This is a genomic window from Streptomyces sp. NPDC054849 (genome assembly GCF_053610945.1).
The window spans coordinates 1-19,807 of the sequence record NZ_JBSGZI010000129.1 but is presented as its reverse complement, the minus strand read 5'-3'; the positions used below and the strand labels follow the sequence as shown (position 1 = coordinate 19,807).

The 19,807-nt window shown below is 72.3% G+C and carries 15 protein-coding genes; 11 read left to right on the top strand and 4 right to left on the bottom strand.

Annotated elements, in window-relative coordinates; all coding sequences use genetic code 11:
* Positions 1–127 precede the first annotated feature (127 nt).
* The gene (mutM, locus tag ACWGIF_RS34470; RefSeq protein ID WP_453503414.1) at positions 128–1,021 is read left to right on the top strand and encodes a bifunctional DNA-formamidopyrimidine glycosylase/DNA-(apurinic or apyrimidinic site) lyase; all 894 of its coding nucleotides are present in this window, start codon (positions 128–130) and stop codon (positions 1,019–1,021) included.
* On the opposite strand, the gene ACWGIF_RS34465 is transcribed toward mutM, so the two are convergent.
* Complete coding sequence (locus ACWGIF_RS34465; protein WP_453503413.1) at positions 994–1,398, bottom strand: winged helix-turn-helix transcriptional regulator; 405 nt, start codon at positions 1,396–1,398, stop codon at positions 994–996. The genes mutM and ACWGIF_RS34465 overlap by 28 nt on opposite strands.
* Before the next feature lie 127 nt (positions 1,399–1,525).
* Here ACWGIF_RS34465 and ACWGIF_RS34460 point away from each other — a divergent pair, with 127 nt between their 5' ends.
* Positions 1,526–2,134 (top strand): flavodoxin family protein, encoded by a 609-nt coding sequence (locus tag ACWGIF_RS34460; protein WP_453503411.1) that lies wholly within the window; start codon positions 1,526–1,528, stop codon positions 2,132–2,134.
* 129 nt (positions 2,135–2,263) lie between these two features.
* Here the strand turns inward: ACWGIF_RS34460 and ACWGIF_RS34455 are convergent, their stop codons facing one another.
* A complete protein-coding gene (locus ACWGIF_RS34455; RefSeq protein ID WP_453503410.1) occupies positions 2,264–3,208 on the bottom strand; it encodes a CAP domain-containing protein in 945 nt (314 codons plus the stop codon).
* Between the two features lie 133 nt (positions 3,209–3,341).
* On the opposite strand from ACWGIF_RS34455, the gene ACWGIF_RS34450 reads away from it, so the two are divergent.
* From ACWGIF_RS34450 to ACWGIF_RS34435, 4 genes are all read left to right on the top strand, one after another.
* Positions 3,342–3,623: an acylphosphatase gene (locus ACWGIF_RS34450; RefSeq protein ID WP_030012523.1), complete on the top strand. Its 282-nt coding sequence runs from the start codon at positions 3,342–3,344 to the stop codon at positions 3,621–3,623.
* 349 nt (positions 3,624–3,972) lie between these two features.
* Positions 3,973–4,191, top strand: a complete 219-nt coding sequence (locus tag ACWGIF_RS34445; protein ID WP_030032603.1) for a hypothetical protein — start codon at positions 3,973–3,975, stop codon at positions 4,189–4,191.
* Positions 4,192–4,376: 185 nt separating this feature from the next.
* Positions 4,377–8,540, top strand: a complete 4,164-nt coding sequence (locus tag ACWGIF_RS34440) for an AAA family ATPase (protein ID WP_453503408.1) — start codon at positions 4,377–4,379, stop codon at positions 8,538–8,540.
* A gap of 183 nt (positions 8,541–8,723) precedes the next feature.
* The gene (locus ACWGIF_RS34435) at positions 8,724–10,157 is read left to right on the top strand and encodes a sugar porter family MFS transporter (protein WP_453503406.1); all 1,434 of its coding nucleotides are present in this window, start codon (positions 8,724–8,726) and stop codon (positions 10,155–10,157) included.
* A gap of 40 nt (positions 10,158–10,197) precedes the next feature.
* On the opposite strand, the gene ACWGIF_RS34430 is transcribed toward ACWGIF_RS34435, so the two are convergent.
* Positions 10,198–11,184, bottom strand: a complete 987-nt coding sequence (locus ACWGIF_RS34430; RefSeq protein WP_453503405.1) for an LLM class flavin-dependent oxidoreductase — start codon at positions 11,182–11,184, stop codon at positions 10,198–10,200.
* 253 nt (positions 11,185–11,437) lie between these two features.
* On the opposite strand from ACWGIF_RS34430, the gene ftsY reads away from it, so the two are divergent.
* On the top strand, positions 11,438–12,643 hold the full coding sequence (gene ftsY / locus ACWGIF_RS34425; RefSeq protein WP_453503403.1) for a signal recognition particle-docking protein FtsY: 1,206 nt from the start codon (positions 11,438–11,440) through the stop codon (positions 12,641–12,643).
* 102 nt (positions 12,644–12,745) lie between these two features.
* On the opposite strand, the gene ACWGIF_RS34420 is transcribed toward ftsY, so the two are convergent.
* Positions 12,746–13,414 (bottom strand): bifunctional DNA primase/polymerase, encoded by a 669-nt coding sequence (locus tag ACWGIF_RS34420; protein WP_453503401.1) that lies wholly within the window; start codon positions 13,412–13,414, stop codon positions 12,746–12,748.
* A gap of 427 nt (positions 13,415–13,841) precedes the next feature.
* Here ACWGIF_RS34420 and nsdA point away from each other — a divergent pair, with 427 nt between their 5' ends.
* From nsdA to ACWGIF_RS34400, 4 genes are all read left to right on the top strand, one after another.
* Positions 13,842–15,332, top strand: a complete 1,491-nt coding sequence (gene nsdA / locus ACWGIF_RS34415) for a transcriptional repressor NsdA (protein WP_453503399.1) — start codon at positions 13,842–13,844, stop codon at positions 15,330–15,332.
* A 291-nt stretch (positions 15,333–15,623) separates the two neighbouring features.
* Positions 15,624–16,967, top strand: coding sequence for an ammonium transporter (locus ACWGIF_RS34410; protein WP_453503398.1), 1,344 nt, complete (start codon positions 15,624–15,626; stop codon positions 16,965–16,967).
* Positions 16,964–17,302, top strand: a complete 339-nt coding sequence (locus ACWGIF_RS34405) for a P-II family nitrogen regulator (RefSeq protein ID WP_326587800.1) — start codon at positions 16,964–16,966, stop codon at positions 17,300–17,302. The genes ACWGIF_RS34410 and ACWGIF_RS34405 overlap by 4 nt, the downstream gene beginning before the upstream one ends.
* Positions 17,303–17,319: 17 nt before the next feature.
* A complete protein-coding gene (locus ACWGIF_RS34400; RefSeq protein ID WP_453503397.1) occupies positions 17,320–19,743 on the top strand; it encodes a [protein-PII] uridylyltransferase in 2,424 nt (807 codons plus the stop codon).
* Positions 19,744–19,807: the final 64 nt, after the last annotated feature.

Sequence of the window (19,807 nt, the reverse complement as noted above, 5' to 3'; positions counted from 1 at the left end):
CGCGGAAAGTACCTGTGGCTGCCCTTGGAGGGGCGGGACCTCTCGGTGCTCGGGCACGGTTCCGTTTGCCGGGCGGCCGGTACGCTCGCCGGCAGCGCCCCTGACCACACCCCTCCGGAGGAACGCCGTGCCCGAGCTGCCCGAAGTCGAAGTCGTGCGGCGGGGGTTGGAGCGCTGGGTGGCCGGGCGGACCGTCGAGTCCGTCGAGGTGCTGCACCCGCGCGCGGTGCGGCGCCATCCGGGCGGCGGCGCCGACTTCGCGGCGCGGCTGCGCGGGGAGACCCTCGGGGTGCCGCAGCGGCGCGGAAAGTACCTGTGGCTGCCCTTGGAGGGGCGGGACCTCTCGGTGCTCGGGCACCTTGGGATGAGCGGGCAGCTGCTCGTCCGGCCGCAGGACGCGCCCGACGAGAAGCACCTGCGGATCCGGGTGCGGTTCACTGATTCCGACAGCGGCTCCGCCGCGGGCGCCACCGGGACGGAGCTGCGCTTCGTGGACCAGCGGACCTTCGGCGGGCTCTCGCTGCACGACGCCGCCGCCGACAGCACCGACGGGCTGCCCGACGTCATCGCGCACATCGCGCGGGATCCGCTGGACCCGCTGTTCGACGAAGTGGCCTACCACCTCGCCCTGCGCGCCAAGCGGACCACCGTCAAGCGGGCGCTCCTGGACCAGTCCCTGATCAGCGGGGTCGGCAACATCTACGCGGACGAGGCGCTGTGGCGCGCCAAGCTGCACTACGAGCGCCCCACCGGCAGCCTCACGCGCCCCCGGAGCGCGGAACTCCTGGGTCACGTACGGGACGTCATGAACGCCGCCCTGGCCGTCGGCGGCACCAGCTTCGACAGCCTGTACGTCAACGTGAACGGCGAATCCGGGTACTTCGACCGCTCGCTCGACGCCTACGGGCGCGAGGACGAACCCTGCCGCCGCTGCGGTACGCCGATGCGGCGCCGCCCGTGGATGAACAGGTCGAGCTACTTCTGCCCGCGCTGTCAGCGGCCGCCGCGCGCGGCCTCGTAGGACTCCCGGGCGGTCAGCACCGCCGGCATGTTCCCCTCCAGGCACTGGATGAGCGCCAGCAGCCGGTCGGCGACCTCGGTGCCGAGCGGGGTCAGCTCGTAGTCGACACGCGGCGGGTTCGTCGGCTGCGCCTCGCGGTTGACGATGCCGTCGCGCTCCAGCGCGTGCAGTGTCTGGGAGAGCATCTTCTCGCTCACGCCCTCCACCCGCCGACGCAGTTCGTTGAAGCGGCACGGCCCTTCGCGCAGGGCGCCCACGGTGAGGCTGCCCCAGCGGCCGGTCACGTGTTCCAGCGTTTCCCGGGACGGGCAGGCACGCGCGAACACGTCGAACGGTGGTTCGCACGAGGCGGCTTCGGTGCAGGCAGGGGTCTCCATGGGGAAAGCGTACTCCTCGGCAGCGCTATCTGTTGGGTTGCGCTTTCTAAAAGTTAGTGATTCTCTTTCTCTCGTCGCACCACGCCCCGTGCTGCGGTGAGGTACGTCCGAGGGAGAGACCCAGCCCATGTCCGGTATCACGCACACCCCCGTCGTCTCGATCGCCTACCACTCCGGCTACGGCCACACCGCGGTCATCGCCGAGGCCGTCCGCAGCGGCGCCGCGGACGCCGGGGCGACCGTCCACTTGATCAAGGTCGACGAGATCGACGACGCGCAGTGGGAGCTGCTCGACGGGTCCGACGCGATCGTCTTCGGCTCGCCGACCTACATGGGCACCGCCTCCGGCGCCTTCCACGTCTTCGCCGAGGCCACCTCGAAGCGCTGGTTCGGCGACGCCTGGCAGGACAAGGTGGCCGCCGGCTTCACGAACTCCGGGTCCAAGAGCGGAGACAAGCTCAACACCCTGCACTTCTTCCAGACGCTGGCCGCGCAGCACGGCATGAGCTGGGTCAACCTGGGTCTGAAGCCGGGCTGGAACACCAGCACGGGCTCAGAGAACGACCTCAACCGCCTCGGCTTCTTCTCCGGCGCCGCCGCCCAGTCCAACGCGGACGAGGGTGCGGACGCCGTCCACAAGGCCGACATCGCGACCGCGGAGCACCTGGGCCGCCGTGTCGCCGAGCAGACCCGCGTCGTCGTGGCGGGCCGCGCCGCCCTGGCCGCCGCCGTCTGAGTCGTCGCTGCCGGCTGAGCCGCCGCGGCCCCGCTCAGGCGGCCCCGCTCCGGCGGCTCTCCGACGGGCCCTTCGGGCGGATCCCTTCGGGCGGAGCTCCTCAGGCGAAGCCGCTCCGCCCGACCCTTTCTAGAAGCCGAAGTCCTGGGTCCACCAGGGGCCGCCGGCGGCGAAGTGGGCGCCGACGCCCAGGGTGCGGAACTCGCAGTTGAGGATGTTCGCCTTGTGGCCCGGGCTGTTCATCCAGGCCTTCATCACGGCATCGGCGTCGCCCTGCCCGCGGGCGATGTTCTCGCCGCCGAGACCCGAGAGGCCGGCCTGGGCGGCGCGGTCCCACGGGGTGTCGCCGTCGGGGTCGTCGTGGCTGAAGAAGCTGCGAGTGGCCATGTCCTTGCTGAAGGCCCCGGCCAGCGCCGCGAGCGGCGGATTGGCCCGGACCGGACCGCACCCGGCCTGCGCGCGCTCCAGATTCACGAGGGCGACCACGGCGGTCTCCTCCGCGGAGTGCCCGTCCAGCGAGGGCCGGGTGGCAGGGGCGGCCGGCTTCGACGGCGCCGGGACCGGGGCGGCCGGAGCGGCGCTCTTCAGCGGCGCCTTGGTGGAGGGGGCCGGCACGGGCGAGGGCTTGGCCGGCGCGGGTGCCGAGGCCGGCGGCGAGGGCGGGGCGCTCGGCGAGGCGGACCGCAGGGGGCTCGGTGAAGCGGAGGCCGACGGGGAAGCAGAGGCCGACGGGGAAGCAGAGGCGGACGGGGAAGGAGAGGCGGACGGACTTGCGGCGGCGGTGCCCGTGCCGGCGCCCGCGGAGGGCCGGCCGGTCAGGTTGGGGAGACCGAGCTGCTGCCGGAGCGTGCTGTCGGGGCTGGGGGAGGCCTTGGCCCCGGCCGCCGTGGTGTCGGCGTTGCCTGCGGCGCTGACGCCCACATAGGGGAACGAGCCGCCGACCGGCATCATGCCGGTGGTGACGGCCGCCGTGCCGAGGGCCACGGCCACCGAGATGCCCAGCAGGCCGGTGCGCAGGGCGGTGCCGTGCTTGCCGCCGCGGCGCGGAGCGGCGTGGAGTCGGTGGCGTCCCATCGATCGGGCCTTCCTTGCGGGTCAAGATCATCCCTTACTCACCCAAATGGGTGAGTTCATTGCTGCGCGACTGTACGCCATGAGGCCAGGGGGCGATGTGTCCCAAAAGTCTTCGCCCGGTTAGCGTGCACGCATGAATGAAGACGTCCGTCTGACCGCCTGGGTGCGCGGCCGTGTGCAGGGAGTGGGCTTCCGCTGGTTCACCAGGGAGAACGCCCTGGAGATCGGCGGGGTCGTCGGCTTCGCGCTCAACCTCGACGACGGGCGAGTACAGGTGGTCGCCGAAGGTCAACGTGAGAATTGCCACCGGCTGCTCGACTGGCTGCGCTCCTCCGACACGCCCGGCCGGGTGGACGGGGTGACAGAGATCTGGGGGACACCGCGCGGTGGCTACGACGGATTCGGGATGCGGTGACCGATCGGCTGATCATGCACTCATCGCACCCTTGAACCGTCCGCACACGGCCGGAACTGCGCATTCTCCGCCGACGCGTTGCCGATGCGGGCGATCCGTGGAAGGCTCGGAGATGAGGATGATCTCCAGCCCCCGTACGAGGGGCGGGGCGCCCGCCGATACGGGGCGTGATCGTGTTGACCGTCAAACTTTTTGGTGAGACGCTGGAAGCCCCGCGCACCTGAGCTGTTTGGCAGTGTTGGCAGTAGTAAGCGCAGTGACTGTCAGTTGCTGCCGGACATCCGCGGGTGCGATTCCCTCACGACCCACACCGCTTCGGTCGGTCACTCAGTGTGGAGGACCATCCATCATGGCAAAGGCGCTTCTCGGTTACGTCGGCGGTTCCGATCCGCGACTCCTCGCCGAGATGCGACGGCTTCAGCAGCGCGTCCAGGACCTCGAGTCCGAGCTCGTACGGATTCAGTCCGAAAATGACGCGCTGAACGCGGCCGCCGCTCAGCACGACGGAGACTCGCTGCTGGACAGCATCGACATCGACGTACCCCAGGCGGAGCCTGCGCTCACCTGATCCGTTCACTCGTCGCTCGACTCCAGCACCGCATGATCTGCAAGGGACGCTTCGGCGTCCCTTCTTTCTTTGGCCGCGCCGCGCCGGATACCAGAGAGCCGGGTGGGGGGCCTGATGCCTTTAACGTCAGTTGTGCCCTGCACCTTCATGGGTGAAACCGAACGTGAAAGGTAGAGTCCGGCGGCGTGCACCTCAAGTCCCTGACCCTGCGTGGCTTCAAATCCTTCGCCTCCGCCACCACCCTGCGCTTCGAACCCGGCATCACCTGTGTCGTGGGTCCGAACGGGTCGGGCAAGTCCAATGTGGTGGACGCGCTGTCCTGGGTCATGGGCGAACAAGGGGCCAAGTCCCTGCGCGGCGGGAAGATGGAAGACGTCATCTTCGCGGGGACCACCGGGCGGCCGCCGCTCGGGCGCGCCGAGGTGTCGCTGACGATCGACAACTCCGACGGCGCGCTGCCCATCGACTACGCCGAAGTAACGATCACCCGGATCATGTTCCGCGGCGGCAGCAGCGAGTACCAGATCAACGGGGACACCTGCCGCCTGCTCGACATCCAGGAGCTGCTCTCCGACTCCGGCATCGGGCGCGAGATGCACGTCATCGTGGGGCAGGGCCAGCTGGACTCCGTCCTGCACGCCGATCCGATGGGACGCCGCGCCTTCATCGAGGAGGCGGCCGGCGTGCTGAAGCACCGCAAGCGGAAAGAGAAGGCGCTGCGGAAGCTGGACGCGATGCAGGCCAACCTCGCGCGCGTGCAGGACCTCAACGACGAGCTGAGACGCCAGCTCAAGCCCCTGGGACGGCAGGCGGCGGTCGCCCGGCGGGCCGCTGTGATCCAGGCGGACCTGCGCGACGCGCGGCTGCGGCTGCTCGCCGACGACCTCGTCACGCTGCGGCGCGCGCTCGACGCGGAGATCGCGGACGAGGCGGCACTGAAGGAGCGCAAGGAGGCCGCCGAGGCCCAGCTCGCGGGCGCGCTGCGGCGCGAGGCGGAGCTGGAGGAGACAGTACGGGAGCTCGCGCCGCGGCTGCAGCGGGCACAGCAGACCTGGTACGAGCTCTCGCAGCTCGCCGAGCGCGTGCGGGGGACCGCGTCGCTGGCGGATGCGCGGGTCAAGAGCGCGACGGCTCCGGCGGAGGAGGAGCGGCGCGGACGCGATCCGGAGGACATGGAGCGGGAGGCCGCGCGGATCCGCGAGCAGGAGGCGGAACTGACGGCGGCTCTGGAGGCGGCCTCACGGGCACTGGAGGACACGGCTGAGCACCGGGCGGAGCTGGAGCGGGCGCTGGCCGAGGAGGAACGACGGCTGCGGGACGCCGCGCGGGCCATCGCCGACCGGCGCGAGGGGCTGGCCCGGCTGACGGGACGGCTCGGCGCGGCTCGTTCCCGGGCCGGGGCGGCGCAGGCCGAGATCGACCGGCTGGTCGCGGCGCGGGACGAGGCGGAGGCCCGGGCCGGCTCCGCGCAGGCGGAGTACGAGGCGCTGGCGGAAGAGGTCGGCGGGCTCGACGATCCGGCGGTGGACGCGGACCACGAGGCGGCGCGGGCCGAGCTGACGGTGGCGGAGGCGGAGCTGTCCGCCGCGCGGGACGCCCTGTCCGGTGCGGAGCGTGCGCGGGCTGCGGTGTCCGCGCGGCGGGACGCGCTGGCGCTGGGGCTGCGCCGCAAGGACGGTACGGGCGCGCTGCTCGCGGCGCGTCAGCGGCTGGCCGGGCTGCTGGGTCCGGCGGCGGAGCGGCTGTCGGTGACCCCGGGGTACGAAATCGCCGTGGCCGCGGCGCTGGGCTCGGCGGCGGACGCGCTGGCGGTGGCCTCCCCGCGGGCGGCGGCCGACGCCATCCGCCACCTCCGCGAGTCGGACGCCGGCCGCGCCACGCTCCTGATCACCCCACCGGCTGCCCTCCCGGGCCGGGGCGTGCGGAGCCACGGGCCCACGGCCCCCTCGGCTGGTCCTGCCCTGCCGGGCCAGGGGCATGGCTTTGAGGTTGGTCCGGCGGTTCAGGCCGTGTCGGGCCAGGGTTCCGGGGGTGCGATCGCTTCGCCCGGTTCCGGCCTGCCCGGCCAGGGCCATAGGCCTGCAGCCGTCTCGGACGATCACGCAGTGTCCGGCCAGGGACAAGGACCTGAGGCCGCCCTGACGGACTCTGTCCGCCCAGATCAGGGCCCTGTGGCCGAGATCGCCGCAGCAGATCCGGCCCTGCCGAGCCAGGGACCCGGGTCCGAGGCCGACTCGGCGGGACCTGTCCTTGCGCACCGGAGCGCGGGGCACGCGCCCGCGACCGCCGCAGACGCCGTCCTCCCCGGTCAGGTCCCCGCTGTCGACGGTCAGCCGGGTGCCGCACCGGCCGGGCAGGGCGAGGCCGGGGGAGCCTTCCCCCACCCCGCCTCCTCCCGGGAGCGGGACCTGCCCGCATCCGCGTCTCGGACGCCGGCGGGGCCGACTTGGCCCTGCCCGCAGTCCAGCCCCGCCGGGAACGATCCGGCCTCCCCGGTGCGCGAGGCGCGGGGTCGGGGGCAGGACCCCCGGACCGGCGCCGCAGGCGAGGGCGTTCCCGCCGCCCGGCTGGTCGACGGGGACGCCGAGGTGCGCCGGGCGGCCGCCTGGGTCCTGCGGGACCACGTCGTGGTAGGCACCCTCGACGAGGCCGAGGTGCTCGTCGCGGAGCGGCCCGACGCAGTGGCCGTGACCCTCGACGGCGACGTACTCGGGGCGCACCTCGCGCACGGCGGCTCCGCCGGGGCCCCCAGCCTGATCGAGGTGCAGGCCGCCGTCGACGAGGCGGCGGCGGAGCTGGCCCGGCTGGACGACCGGTGCGCGGAGCTCGGCGAGGCCCAGGAGGCCGCCCAGGCCCGCCGCCAGGAGGCGGCCGCCCTGGTCGAGGAGCTCGCCGAGCGGCGGCGCGCCGCGGAACACGCCCGGGCCGGGGTCGCCCAGCAGCTGGGGCGGCTCGCCGGGCAGGCGAAGGGGGCCGCCGGCGAGGCCGAGCGCAGCGCCGCCGCCGCCGCGAAGGCCCAGGACGCGCTGGAGCAGGCGCTGGCCGACGTGGAGGAGTGCGCGCAGCGGCTCGAGACCGCCGAGGAGATGCCGGTGGAGGACGAGCCGGACAGCTCCCGGCGCGATCGCCTCGCGGCCGACGGGGCCAACGCCCGGCAGACCGAGATGGAGGCCCGGCTGCAGCTCCGGACCCATGAGGAGCGGGTCAAGGGGCTGGCCGGGCGGGCGGATTCACTCGACCGCGCGGCCAGGGCGGAACGCGAGGCCCGGGCCCGCGCCGAGCGGCGCCGGGCGCGGCTGCGGCACGAGGCGGAGGTGGCCCGCGCGGTGGCCGACGGCTCCCGGCAGCTCCTCGCGCATGTGGAGGTCTCTCTCCGCAGGGCCGACGAGGAGCGGGTCCTCGCCGAACAGGCCAAGGGTCTGCGCGAACGGGAACTCGGCGAGGCGCGGAACCGTGGGCGCGACCTGAAGGGGGAGCTCGACAAGCTCACCGACTCCGTCCACCGCGGAGAGGTGCTCGGGGCCGAGCAGCGGCTGCGCATCGAGGCGCTGGAGGCCAAGGCGCTGGAGGAGTTCGGCATGGAGGCCGCCGGGCTGGTCGCCGAGTACGGCCCCGACCAGCCGGTACCCCCGTCCCCGCCCGCCGAGGGCGAGGAGCTGCCGGAGGATCCGGAGCACCCGCGCAACCGTCCCGGCCCCTTCGTCCGGGCCCAGCAGGAGAAGCGGCTCAAGGCGGCCGAACGCGCCTACCAGCAGCTGGGCAAGGTCAACCCGCTCGCGCTGGAGGAGTTCGCGGCGCTGGAGGAGCGCCACCGATTCCTCAGCGAACAGCTGGAGGATCTCCGTAAGACGCGAGCGGATCTCCTTCAAGTCGTGAAGGAGGTCGACGAGCGGGTCGAGCAGGTCTTCACCGAGGCGTACCGGGACACGGCCCGGGAGTTCGAGGGGGTGTTCTCGCGGCTGTTCCCGGGTGGCGAGGGCCGGCTGATCCTGACCGACCCCGACAACATGCTGGCCACCGGTGTCGACGTGGAGGCCCGTCCGCCGGGCAAGAAGGTCAAGCGGCTGTCGCTGCTCTCCGGCGGCGAACGCTCGCTGACCGCCGTGGCCCTGCTGGTGTCCATCTTCAAGGCGCGCCCCAGCCCGTTCTACGTGATGGACGAGGTCGAGGCCGCGCTCGACGACACCAACCTGCAGCGGCTGATCCGCATCATGGAGGAGCTCCAGGAGAGCTCGCAGCTGATCGTGATCACGCATCAGAAGCGGACGATGGAGGTCGCCGACGCGCTCTACGGCGTCTCGATGCAGGGAGACGGGGTCTCGAAGGTCATCAGTCAGCGGCTCCGCTAAGGCCTATCACTTCAAGAAGTGAATTCACAACCTACTCTTCCTGCCCTACCCGAACTTCACGCCAAGTATTGACTTCAGGAAATGAAGGCATAGGCTCGCTCCGCTGTCTCCCGCCTTCGGGTGGTGCCCGATCTTGAACTGTGCGCCACTGTAAGGACGGACGAACCCCCCACGGAGCACACCTTGACCAGCAGCACTGAGCAGGCCCCGGCCCCGGGCGGCGGACCCTCGCCGCGGCCCGACCACCTCGGCCACGTCATCTTCATCGCAGCGGCCGCGGCCATGGGCGGCTTCCTCTTCGGATACGACAGCTCCGTCATCAACGGCGCCGTCGTCGCGATCCGCGAACGGTTCGACGTCGGCTCGGAGGTGCTCGCGCAGGTGATCGCCGCCGCGCTGATCGGCTGTGCGTTCGGCGCCGCCACCGCAGGCCGGCTCGCCGACCGGCTCGGCCGCATCCGCTGCATGCAGATCGCCGCCGTCCTCTTCACGGCGAGCGCCGTCGGATCGGCCCTCCCGTTCGCCCTCTGGGATCTCGCAATGTGGCGGGTGATCGGCGGCTTCGGCATCGGCATGGCCTCCGTCATCGGCCCCGCCTACATCGCCGAGGTGTCCCCGCCCGCCTACCGCGGCCGGCTCGCCTCCTTCCAGCAGGCCGCCATCGTCATCGGCATCGCCGTCTCCCAGCTGGTCAACTGGGGCATCCTGAACCTCGCCGACGGCGATCAGCGCGGCGAGATCGGCGGCCTGGAGGCCTGGCAGTGGATGCTGGGCGTCATGGTCGTCCCGGCCGTGCTCTACGGGCTGATGTCCTTCGTGATCCCGGAGTCCCCCCGCTTCCTGATCTCCGTCGGCCGCAACGACGAGGCCAGGAAGGTGCTCAGCGAGGTCGAGGGCTCGAAGATCGATCTGGACGGACGCGTCCACGAGATCGAGCTGGCGATGCGCTCCGAGCACAAGTCCACCTTCAAGGACCTGCTCGGCGGCCGGTTCGGACTGCTGCCCATCGTCTGGGTCGGCATCGGCCTCTCCGTCTTCCAGCAGCTCGTCGGCATCAACGTGATCTTCTACTACAGCTCCTCGCTGTGGCAGTCCGTCGGCATCGACCCGACCAGCTCGTTCCTCTACTCGTTCACCACGTCGATCATCAACATCGTCGGCACGGTGATCGCGATGATCTTCGTCGACCGGATCGGCCGCAAGCCGCTCGCCCTCATCGGCTCGGCCGGCATGGCCGTCTCGCTCGGTCTCTGCGCGTGGGCCTTCTCTTACAAGTCCGAGGTCGCCGGCGAGATCTCCATCCCCGAGACCCAGGGCACGGTCGCGCTCATCGCGGCGCACTCCTTCGTGCTCTTCTTCGCCCTGTCCTGGGGCGTGGTGGTCTGGGTGCTGCTCGGTGAGATGTTCCCGAACCGCATCCGGGCCGCGGCGCTCGGCGTCGCCGCCGCGGCCCAGTGGGTCGCCAACTGGGTCATCACCGTCTCGTTCCCGACGCTCTCCGACTGGAACCTGTCCGGCGCGTACGTGATCTACACGTTCTTCGCCCTGCTCTCGATCCCGTTCATCCTCAAGTGGGTGCCGGAGACCAAGGGCAAGGCGCTGGAGGAGATGGGGTGACCATCCCCGCCACCACCCCTCTCCTCGATACTGCCCCGGCTCAGTCCTTGAGCCGGGGCAGTACCTGTTCGCACAGCAGGTGCAGGCTGCGCCAGCCCTCGTCCAGCGGCATCCCGCCGCACAGCGGGTGCAGGACCAGGTTCCCGGCCTCGCCCGCGCCCCGCCCGTACGCGACCGCCTCGTCCGGGGTGAGGATCCGGTACACCCCCTCCTCGCGCAGCTGTGCCACCGAGCGCGCGTTCGACCGTACGGCGCTGCGGATGTCCTTGGACTGCCAGGACGCGTACATGCCCGCCTCGTGCAGGAAGCGCTCGCCGTGCTCGGCCCAGACCCGGTCCGGATCCTCCGCGATGTGCAGCAGCGGGGTCTCGGCCGCCGGCATCATGCAGAAGCCCTCCGTGCCGTACTCCGCCAGCCGTGCGGTGTAGTACGCCTCCAGCTCCGGCAGGTGCGCGCTCGGGAAGAACGGCAGCCCGAGCCGGGCCGCGCGGCGGGCGGCCGCCTCGGAGCTGCCGCCCACCAGGAGCAGCGGGTGCGGCCGGGTGAACGGCGTCGGCGTGACCCGTACCGTGCGGCCGCGGAACTCGAAGGGCTCGCCGGTCCACGCCTTCAGCAGGGTCTCCAGCAGCTCGTCCTGGAGCCGGCCGCGCCGCCCCCACTCCACGCCGTGCTGCTCGTACTCCGCCGGTCGGTAGCCGATGCCCGCCACGGTGACCAGGCGCCCGCCGCTCAGCAGGTCCAGGACGGCGATGTCCTCGGCCACCTTCAGCGGGTCGTACAGCGGGCCGATGATCGCCGAGACGGTGACGGCGATCCGGCGGGTGGCGCCGAAGACGGCGCCGGCGAAGGCGAAGGGGGAGGGCAGCCAGTTGTTGTCGGTGCCGTGGTGCTCCTCGGTCTGGATGGTGTCGATCCCGCGGTCGTCCGCGTACCGGGCCATCTCCAGGGCCGCCTTGTAGCGGGCGGAGAGGGACTCGGGGGTGCCGTTCGGGTCGACGAGATTGAACCGGGCCACGGTGATGGGCATGGAGAAGTCCCCCTTCGCCGGATGTGGGTGGGTGGGCGAAGGGGGACGTTAGCTGACGTAGCGTCAGTTGGACAGGGATCCGGCGAGCGCGGGCTCCTGCGCGGCGGCCGGGTCCGGCTGTGGAGACGACACGGCCGGCAGGGTCGTCCAGCATCGTGGATTTGCCACTGAAACCGGAGAATGCGGCTTACGTCCTGGTGTGAACATCCAAGGTCCGAGCTCTGGGGCGCCGGTGGCCGATACTGGTGAGGTTATGGACATCCTCATCCTTGCTGTAGTCATCGCCCTGGTCGCGGTCGGCGCGATCAGCGGTCTCCTGGTCAGCAGCCGCAAGAAGAAGCAGCTGCCGCCCACGCCGCCGAGCACGCCGACCATCACTGCCCCGCCTGCCGAACCGCAGGTGGGGGAGGACGCCGTAGAGACGGCGGAAGAGCCGCGCCGCACGATCGAGGAGGTCGTCCTCCCGGAGGCCACCGCTCCGGTCGAGGCGCCCGTCGCGGACCTAGCCCCGGCCGCGCCCGCGATCGAGGTGCCCGAGCCCACCGCGGGCCGCCTGGTCCGGCTGCGCGCCCGCCTCGCCCGGTCGCAGAACTCCCTCGGCAAGGGGCTGCTCACGCTGCTCTCCCGGGAGCACCTCGACGAGGACACCTGGGAGGAGATCGAGGAGACCCTCCTCATCGCGGACGTCGGTGTCGTGCCGACCCAGGAGCTCGTCGAGCGGTTGCGCGAGCGGGTCAAGGTGCTCGGCACGCGCACCCCGGCGGACCTGCGCGCCCTGCTCAAGGAGGAGCTGCTGACCCTCGTCGGCACCGACTTCGACCGCGCCGTGAAGACCGAGAGCGGCGTGGACACCCCCGGTGTGATCATGGTCGTCGGTGTCAACGGCACCGGTAAGACCACCACCACCGGCAAGCTCGCCCGGGTGCTCGTGGCGGACGGCCGCAGCGTGGTGCTCGGCGCGGCCGACACCTTCCGCGCCGCGGCCGCCGACCAGCTCCAGACCTGGGGCGAGCGCGTCGGCGCCCGTACCGTGCGCGGCCCCGAGGGCGGCGACCCGGCGTCGATCGCCTACGACGCGGTCAAGGAGGGCATCGCCGAGGGTGCCGACGTGGTGCTCATCGACACCGCCGGCCGCCTGCACACCAAGACCGGCCTCATGGACGAGCTCGGCAAGGTCAAGCGTGTCGTGGAGAAGCACGGCCCGCTGGACGAGATCCTGCTGGTCCTGGACGCCACCACCGGGCAGAACGGCCTGACCCAGGCCCGCGTCTTCGCCGAGGTCGTGGACATCACCGGCATCGTCCTCACCAAGCTCGACGGCACGGCCAAGGGCGGCATCGTGGTCGCCGTCCAGCGGGAACTGGGCGTCCCGGTCAAGCTCGTCGGTCTCGGCGAGGGTCCGGACGACCTGGCCCCCTTCGAGCCGGAGGCGTTCGTCGACGCCCTGATCGGCGACTAGGCGACCGGCCCGGCGCACCCGGCATACCGGTGCCCCCGCGTTCCGAACGGAGCGTGGGGGCACCGGCGTGAGCGCGGGGGCACCGGTGTGAGCGCGGGGCGACTACCGGCGGAAGCGGTGACAGATGTAGGCGAGGGTGCCCAGCAGCAGCCGGGCCTGCGGCGGGCCCCCGGCGGAGTCGAGCGTGGGCGGCCGCAGCCAGCCGACCTGGCCCAGCCCGGCCCGGTCGGAGGGCGGGGCCGTCACGAAGGCACCACGGCCCAGCGCCCGCAGGTCGAGGTCGGCGTCGTCCCAGCCCATCCGGTACAGCAGCTGCGGCAGCCCGGCCGCCGCGCCCGGGGCCACGAAGAACTGCGCCCGCCCCTCCGCGGTCACGATGACCGGACCGAGGGGCAGGCCCATCCGCTCCAGGCGCACCAGCGCGCGCCGCCCGGCCTCCTCGGAGACCTCGATGACGTCGAAGACGCGACCCACGGGGAGCAGCACCGCGGCGCCCGGGTACTCGCCCCAGGCCTCGGTGACCTCGTCCAGGGTGGCCCCGGCCGGGACCGTGGGGGCGAAGGCCAGGGGATGCGCCCCGGGTGCGGTGCACTGCGCGTCCCCGCAGGAGCAGTCGCGGGCGGACGCCGCGGCGCGGGCGCCGGGGACCACGTCCCAGCCCCACAGTCCGGTGTACTCCGCCACCGCCGTGCACTCCGAGGTCCGGCCGCGGCGCCGGGTGCCGGAACGGAACTCCTTGGTGCTGCGGCTGCCGCCGATCGTGAAGCCCATGCCCATGCCCCCTCCAACGGGTCGGACGCGCCGGTGGTTACGACGCCGGACGGACCTGCTGTCGGCGCTCCGCCCGCTGCCGCCGGCACTCCGCCGCGGGGCGCCGACCGGTGCGGCCCGGCGCACTCCTCGCCGCGCGCGCCCCGAGCGCACTCCGTACATCCGATCCGTTTTCACCTTGGTGTCAAGTGAATCGCGCCTGGCCGGTGGCTAGTTCATTCGAAGGGGTGGCGAATGGTGGCGTTTCTGGAATCGACCTCCCCGGAGGGGTGACCGTAGGATTACTTTCGGTGCACGAACCCGAAAGTGGGCCCATCCGTGGGTATGCCGGAGGCAATACGTGAAGGACCTGTGAAGGTCCGTGGCGGCGCTCGGCGCTCCCGCCAGGGTTTCGTGAGGAAGAGGCTGAGCGGATGGGGGCGTTCCAGTGAGCGGCAACAGCGCAAGCGGAACGATCGAGGACGCTGCTGCGCGGAACGACCAGCTGACCTCGTGGTTCGTCCGCAGCGGTTGGTCCAAGGGCGAACTCGCCCGTCAGGTCAACCGCCGGGCCCGCCAGATGGGCGCCCACCACATCAGCACCGACACCTCCCGGGTACGCCGCTGGCTCGACGGTGAACAGCCCCGCGAGCCCGTCCCGCGCATCCTGTCCGAGCTGTTCTCCGAGCGCTTCGGCTCCGTCGTCGCCATCGAGCAGCTCGGCCTGCGCACCGCCCACCAGACCCCCTCCGTCTCCGGAGTCGACCTGCCCTGGGCCGGCCCGCAGACCGTCGAACTGCTCGGCGAGTTCTCCCGCAGCGACCTGATGCTCGCCCGCCGGGGCTTCCTCGGCACCTCGCTCGCCCTCTCCGCCGGCCCCGCCCTCATCGAGCCCATGCAGCGCTGGCTCGTCCCGGTCCCGGCCGCCGACCCGGGACCGCGGGAGGCGGGGCCGACGGGGGCCCTCGGCGGCCACCGCCCGCCCCGGCTCTCCGAACCGGAACTCGGGCTCCTCGACGCCACCACCGTGATGTTCCGCCAGTGGGACGCCCAGTGCGGGGGCGGACTGCGCCGCAAGGCCGTCGTGGGCCAGCTCCACGAGGTCACCGACCTGCTCCAGGAGAACCACCCGGCCCCGGTGATGAAGCGGCTCTTCAAGGTCGCCGCGGAACTGGCCGAACTGGCCGGCTGGATGAGCTACGACATCGGCCTGCACCCGACCGCGCAGAAGTACTTCGTGCTGGCGCTGCACGCCGCCAAGGAGGGCGGCGACAAGCCCCTCGGCTCGTACATCCTCTCCAGCATGAGCCGCCAGATGATCCACCTGGGCCGTCCCGAGGACGCGCTGGAACTCGTCCACCTCGCGCAGTACGGCAGCCGCGACTGCGCCGGCCCGCGCACCCAGGCCATGCTGTATGCGATGGAGGCCCGCGCCTACGCCAACATGGGCCAGCCCAGCCGCTGCAAGCGGGCCGTGCGGATGGCCGAGGACACCTTCGGCGACGTCGGCCTCGGGGGCGAGCCCGAACCCGACTGGATCCGCTTCTTCTCCGAGGCGGAGCTGAACGGCGAGAACTCCCATTCGTACCGGGACCTGGCCTACGTCGCCGGCCGCAGCCCCATGTACGCCTCCCTCGCCGAACCCGTCATGGAACGGGCCGTGGAGCTCTTCGAGAAGGACGAGGAGCACCAGCGCTCCTACGCCCTCAACCTCATCGGCATGGCCACCGTGCACCTGCTCCAGCGTGAGCCCGAGCAGGCAGCGGTCCTCGTCGACCGTGCCCTCGACGTGGCGGGAAAGGTGCGGTCCGAACGGGTGAACACCAGGCTGCGCAAGACCGTCGACGCCGCCGCCCGTGAGTACGGCGACGTCGCCGAAGTGGTCCGGCTCACCGACCACCTCGCCTCCCGGCTCCCCGAAGCCGCGGAGGCCGTCTGACGGCCCAGGCGGCCGCCCCCGAGGCCCCGGCCGCGGCAGTCACCCCGTGAAGCCCGATCAGGCTCCCCCAGCCAGGACATCCGGGTACTGCCGCGGCCGGTTTTCGCGTACGCCCCGTTCATGGACGCGTAACACGCCGGACCTCTTCGTCACGGGCACGAAACACCCAGCGGCGCCGCCGGAAACCGGCCTGCGCGAATCTCATGGCCAATAACCGGCCAGTTCTTATTGCAGCCGCTCAGGTTTTCACGATCGCCCGCACGCGAACGTACCGACGACGAGGAGACGCCGATGGCATCAGCCATCACGACCCTCGCAGCAGACGCCCCGACGCTGTCTGCCGCGAACACCGGGTTCATGCTCATCTGCTCCGCCCTGGTCATGCTGATGACCCCGGGACTCGCCTTCTTCTACGGAGGCATGGTCCGCGTCAAGAGCAGCCTCAACATGCTGATGATGAGCTTCATCAGCCTCGGGATCGTGACGATCCTCTGGGTGCTCTACGGCTTCAGCCTCGCCTTCGGCACCGACTCCGGCGGCCTCATCGGCTGGAACTCCGACTACGTGGGCCTCAGCGGGATCGGGATCACCGAGCTGTGGGACGGCTACACCATCCCGGTGTACGTCTTCGCCGTCTTCCAGCTGATGTTCGCCGTGATCACCCCCGCCCTGATCAGCGGCGCCCTCGCCGACCGCGTGAAGTTCAGCGCGTGGGTCCTGTTCACGGTCCTGTGGGTCACCGTCGTCTACTTCCCCGTAGCCCACTGGGTCTGGGGCGCCGGCGGCTGGCTCTTCGAGATGGGCGTCATCGACTTCGCGGGCGGCACGGCCGTCCACATCAACGCAGGCGCCGCCGCCCTCGGCGTGATCCTGGTCATCGGCAAGCGCGTCGGGTTCAAGAGGGACCCGATGCGCCCGCACAGCCTCCCGCTCGTGATGCTCGGCGCCGGTCTCCTCTGGTTCGGCTGGTTCGGCTTCAACGCGGGCTCCTGGCTCGGCAACGACGACGGCGTCGGCGCGGTCATGTTCGTCAACACCCAGGTCGCCACCGCCGCCGCCATGCTCGCCTGGCTCGGCTACGAGAAGCTGCGCCACGGCTCCTTCACCACCCTCGGCGCGGCCTCCGGCGCGGTCGCCGGCCTCGTCGCCATCACCCCGGCCGGCGGAGCCGTCAGCCCGCTCGGCGCGATCGCCGTCGGCGCCATCGCCGGTCTGCTGTGCGCCATGGCCGTGGGCCTCAAGTACAAGTTCGGCTACGACGACTCCCTCGACGTGGTCGGTGTCCACCTCGTCGGCGGCATTGTCGGCTCCCTGCTCGTCGGCTTCTTCGCCACCGGCGGGGTCCAGTCCGACGTGGCCGGCCTCTTCTACGGCGGCGGCCTGGAGCAGCTCGGCAAGCAGGCCGTCGGAGTCTTCTCCGTCCTCGCCTACTCTCTGGTGGCGTCCGCGCTGCTCGCCTTCCTCCTCGACAAGACGATCGGGATGCGGGTCGCCGAGGACGACGAGGTCGCCGGCATCGACCAGGTCGAGCACGCCGAGACCGCCTACGACTTCAGCGGAGCCGGTGGCGGAGCCGCCTCGCGGAGCACCGCCGCCCCCACCCCCTCCGCAGCGAGCAAGAAGGTTGACGCATGAAGCTGATCACCGCGATCGTCAAGCCGCACAAGCTGGACGAGATCAAGGAAGCCCTCCAGGCCTTCGGAGTGCAGGGACTCACGGTCACCGAGGCCAGCGGCTACGGCCGCCAGCGCGGCCACACCGAGGTCTACCGCGGTGCCGAGTACCAGGTCGACCTCGTCCCCAAGATCCGCATCGAGGTGCTGGTCGAGGACTCCGACGCCGAGGAACTGATCCGGGTGATCGTGAGCGCGGCGGCCACTGGCAAGATCGGCGACGGCAAGGTGTGGAGCGTCCCCGTGGACTCGGTCGTACGGGTCCGCACCGGCGAGCGCGGCGCTGACGCGCTCTAGGTGACGGGAGTTCCCGGGTGACGAGCGTCGAAGACAACACCGACCACACGGCCGACTCGGGACCCAGCGGATACGCCGCGGCCCGGCTGCGACTCCTCCAGGAGGAGTCGCGGTCCGGGCCTTCGCGGCGTTCCGCCCTGGCCGGGCTGACCGACGAATGGCTGAACGCCCTGTTCACGACCGCAGTCCGGGAGACCGGCGTCCGCGGCGCCACCCTGGTGGCGGTCGGCGGCTACGGGAGGGCCGAACTCTCCCCGCGCAGCGACCTCGACCTGGTGCTGCTGCACGACGGCAAGGCGGAGCCGCGGGCGCTGAGCGCGCTGGCCGACCGCGTCTGGTACCCGGTCTGGGACCTCGGCCTCGCCCTCGACCACTCGGTACGGACCCCCGGCGAGGCCCGCAAGACCGCCTCCGAGGACCTCAAAGTGCACCTCGGACTGCTGGACGCCCGGACCGTCGCCGGCGACGCCGGGCTCCTCGCCGGCCTGCGGACCTCCGTACTGGCCGACTGGCGCAACCAGGCGTCCAAACGCCTCCCGCAGCTGCACGCCCTGTGCCGCGAGCGGGCCGAGCGGGCCGGGGAGCTCCGCTTCCTGCTCGAACCCGACCTCAAGGAGGCCCGCGGCGGGCTCCGGGACGTCACCGCGCTGCGGGCGGTCGCCGCGTCCTGGCTGGCCGACGCCCCGCGCGAGGGCCTCGCCGAGGCCCGGAGGCGGCTGCTGGACGCACGGGACGCCCTGCACCTGGTGACCGGCCGGGCCACCGACCGCCTCTCGCTCCAGGAGCAGGACCAGGTCGCGGCGCAGCTCGGGCTGCTCGACGCGGACGCGCTGCTCCGCGAGGTGTACGAGGCCGCGCGGGTCGTCGCGTACGCCGGCGACGTGACCTGGCGGGAGGTCGGGCGGGTGCTGCGGGCGCGCGCCGCCCGGCCCCGGCTGCGCGGGCTGCTGGGCACCCGGGGCACCCCGGCGGCGCGGGCACCGCTGGCCGAAGGGGTGGTGGAATCCGACGGCGAGGCCGTACTGGCCCTGGCCGCCCGCCCGGACCGGGACGCCGTGCTGCCCCTGCGCTTCGCCGCGGCCGCGGCGCAGGCGGGGCTTCCCGTATCACCGCACGCCGTACGCAGGCTCGCCCAGCAGGGCAAGGCCCTGCCGGTGCCCTGGCCGGCGGAGGCCCGGGAGCAGCTGCTCACACTCCTCGGCGCAGGGGAGCCGACGGTCGCCGTGTGGGAGGCCATGGAGGCGGAAGGCCTGATCACGAGGCTTCTCCCGGACTGGGAGCGGGTGCACTGCCGCCCGCAGCGCAACCCCGTCCACACCTGGACGGTGGACCGGCATCTGATCGAGACGGCGGTGCGCGCCTCGGCCCTCACCCGCCGGGTCGGCCGCCCCGACCTGCTGCTGATGGCCGCGCTGCTGCACGACATCGGCAAGGGCTGGCCGGGCGACCACTCGGTGGCCGGCGAGACCATCGCCCGCGACGTCGCCGCACGGATCGGCTTCGACGCGCAGGACATCGACGTGCTGGGCGCGCTCGTACGGCACCACCTGCTGTTGATCGACACCGCGACCCGGCGCGACCTGGAGGACCCGGACACGGTCCGCTCCGTCGCCGACGCCGTGGGGTCGGTGGGCACGCTGGAGATACTGCACGCCCTGACGGAGGCGGACGCCCTGGCCACCGGCCCGGCGGCGTGGAGCGCATGGCGGGGATCGCTCGTGGCGGACCTCGTCGCGCGGGTCGCCGCAGTCCTGCGCGGCACGGCCCCGGCGGCGCGGGAACCCGAGATCCCGACCACGGAATCGGAACGCCTGGCGGTGGAAGCCCTGCGCACCGGGGAGCCGGTCCTGGCGCTCCACACCCGCCAGGAGGAGGACGCGGTCGGCGTGGAACTCGTCGTGGCGGTCCCCGACCAGCCGGGGGTCCTGCCGGCGGTGGCCGGGGTGCTGGCCCTGCACCGGCTCACCGTACGGGCGGCGGACCTGCGCTCCGTGGAGCTGCCGGACCAGCTCGGCGAGGTCCTCGTACTGCGGTGGCGGGTGGCTGCCGAATACGGTGCGCTGCCGCAGGGCTCACGGCTCCGTACCGACCTGGTCCGCGCCCTGGACGGCTCGCTGGACGTCCCCGCGAAGCTGGCGGACCGTGAGGCGGCGTACCCGCGGCGGCGCGGGGTGGTCCCGCCGCCGCCCCGGGTCACGGTGGTCCCGGACGTCTCCTCGCTGGCCACGGTCCTGGAGGTCCGCGCTCCCGACGCGGTGGGACTGCTGCACCGGATCGGGCGCGCGCTGGAGTCCGGCGGCGTCCGGGTCCGCAGCGCGCACGTCTCGACGCTCGGCGCCAACGCGGTGGACACGCTGTACGTGACCACCACGGACGGCAAACCCCTGGACCCCCACGCCGCGTCCGCCCTGGCGACGTCGGTCCAGACGACCCTGTCCTGACCCGCGGGGGTGCGGGGGCCGGCCCCCCCGCCGCGGCGCCCACCGGGCCCCCCTCCCGGACCCC

Coding starts and splice junctions, on each gene's coding strand:
- ACWGIF_RS34445 (WP_030032603.1), top strand. CDS start 3,973: ATGGCAAAGGCGCTTCTCGGTTACGTCGGCGGTTCCGATCCGCGACTC.
- ACWGIF_RS34465 (WP_453503413.1), bottom strand. CDS start 1,398: ATGGAGACCCCTGCCTGCACCGAAGCCGCCTCGTGCGAACCACCGTTC.
- ACWGIF_RS34420 (WP_453503401.1), bottom strand. CDS start 13,414: ATGGGCTTCACGATCGGCGGCAGCCGCAGCACCAAGGAGTTCCGTTCC.
- ftsY (WP_453503403.1), top strand. CDS start 11,438: ATGGACATCCTCATCCTTGCTGTAGTCATCGCCCTGGTCGCGGTCGGC.
- ACWGIF_RS34460 (WP_453503411.1), top strand. CDS start 1,526: ATGTCCGGTATCACGCACACCCCCGTCGTCTCGATCGCCTACCACTCC.
- ACWGIF_RS34405 (WP_326587800.1), top strand. CDS start 16,964: ATGAAGCTGATCACCGCGATCGTCAAGCCGCACAAGCTGGACGAGATC.
- ACWGIF_RS34430 (WP_453503405.1), bottom strand. CDS start 11,184: ATGCCCATCACCGTGGCCCGGTTCAATCTCGTCGACCCGAACGGCACC.
- ACWGIF_RS34455 (WP_453503410.1), bottom strand. CDS start 3,208: ATGGGACGCCACCGACTCCACGCCGCTCCGCGCCGCGGCGGCAAGCAC.
- ACWGIF_RS34450 (WP_030012523.1), top strand. CDS start 3,342: ATGAATGAAGACGTCCGTCTGACCGCCTGGGTGCGCGGCCGTGTGCAG.
- ACWGIF_RS34410 (WP_453503398.1), top strand. CDS start 15,624: ATGGCATCAGCCATCACGACCCTCGCAGCAGACGCCCCGACGCTGTCT.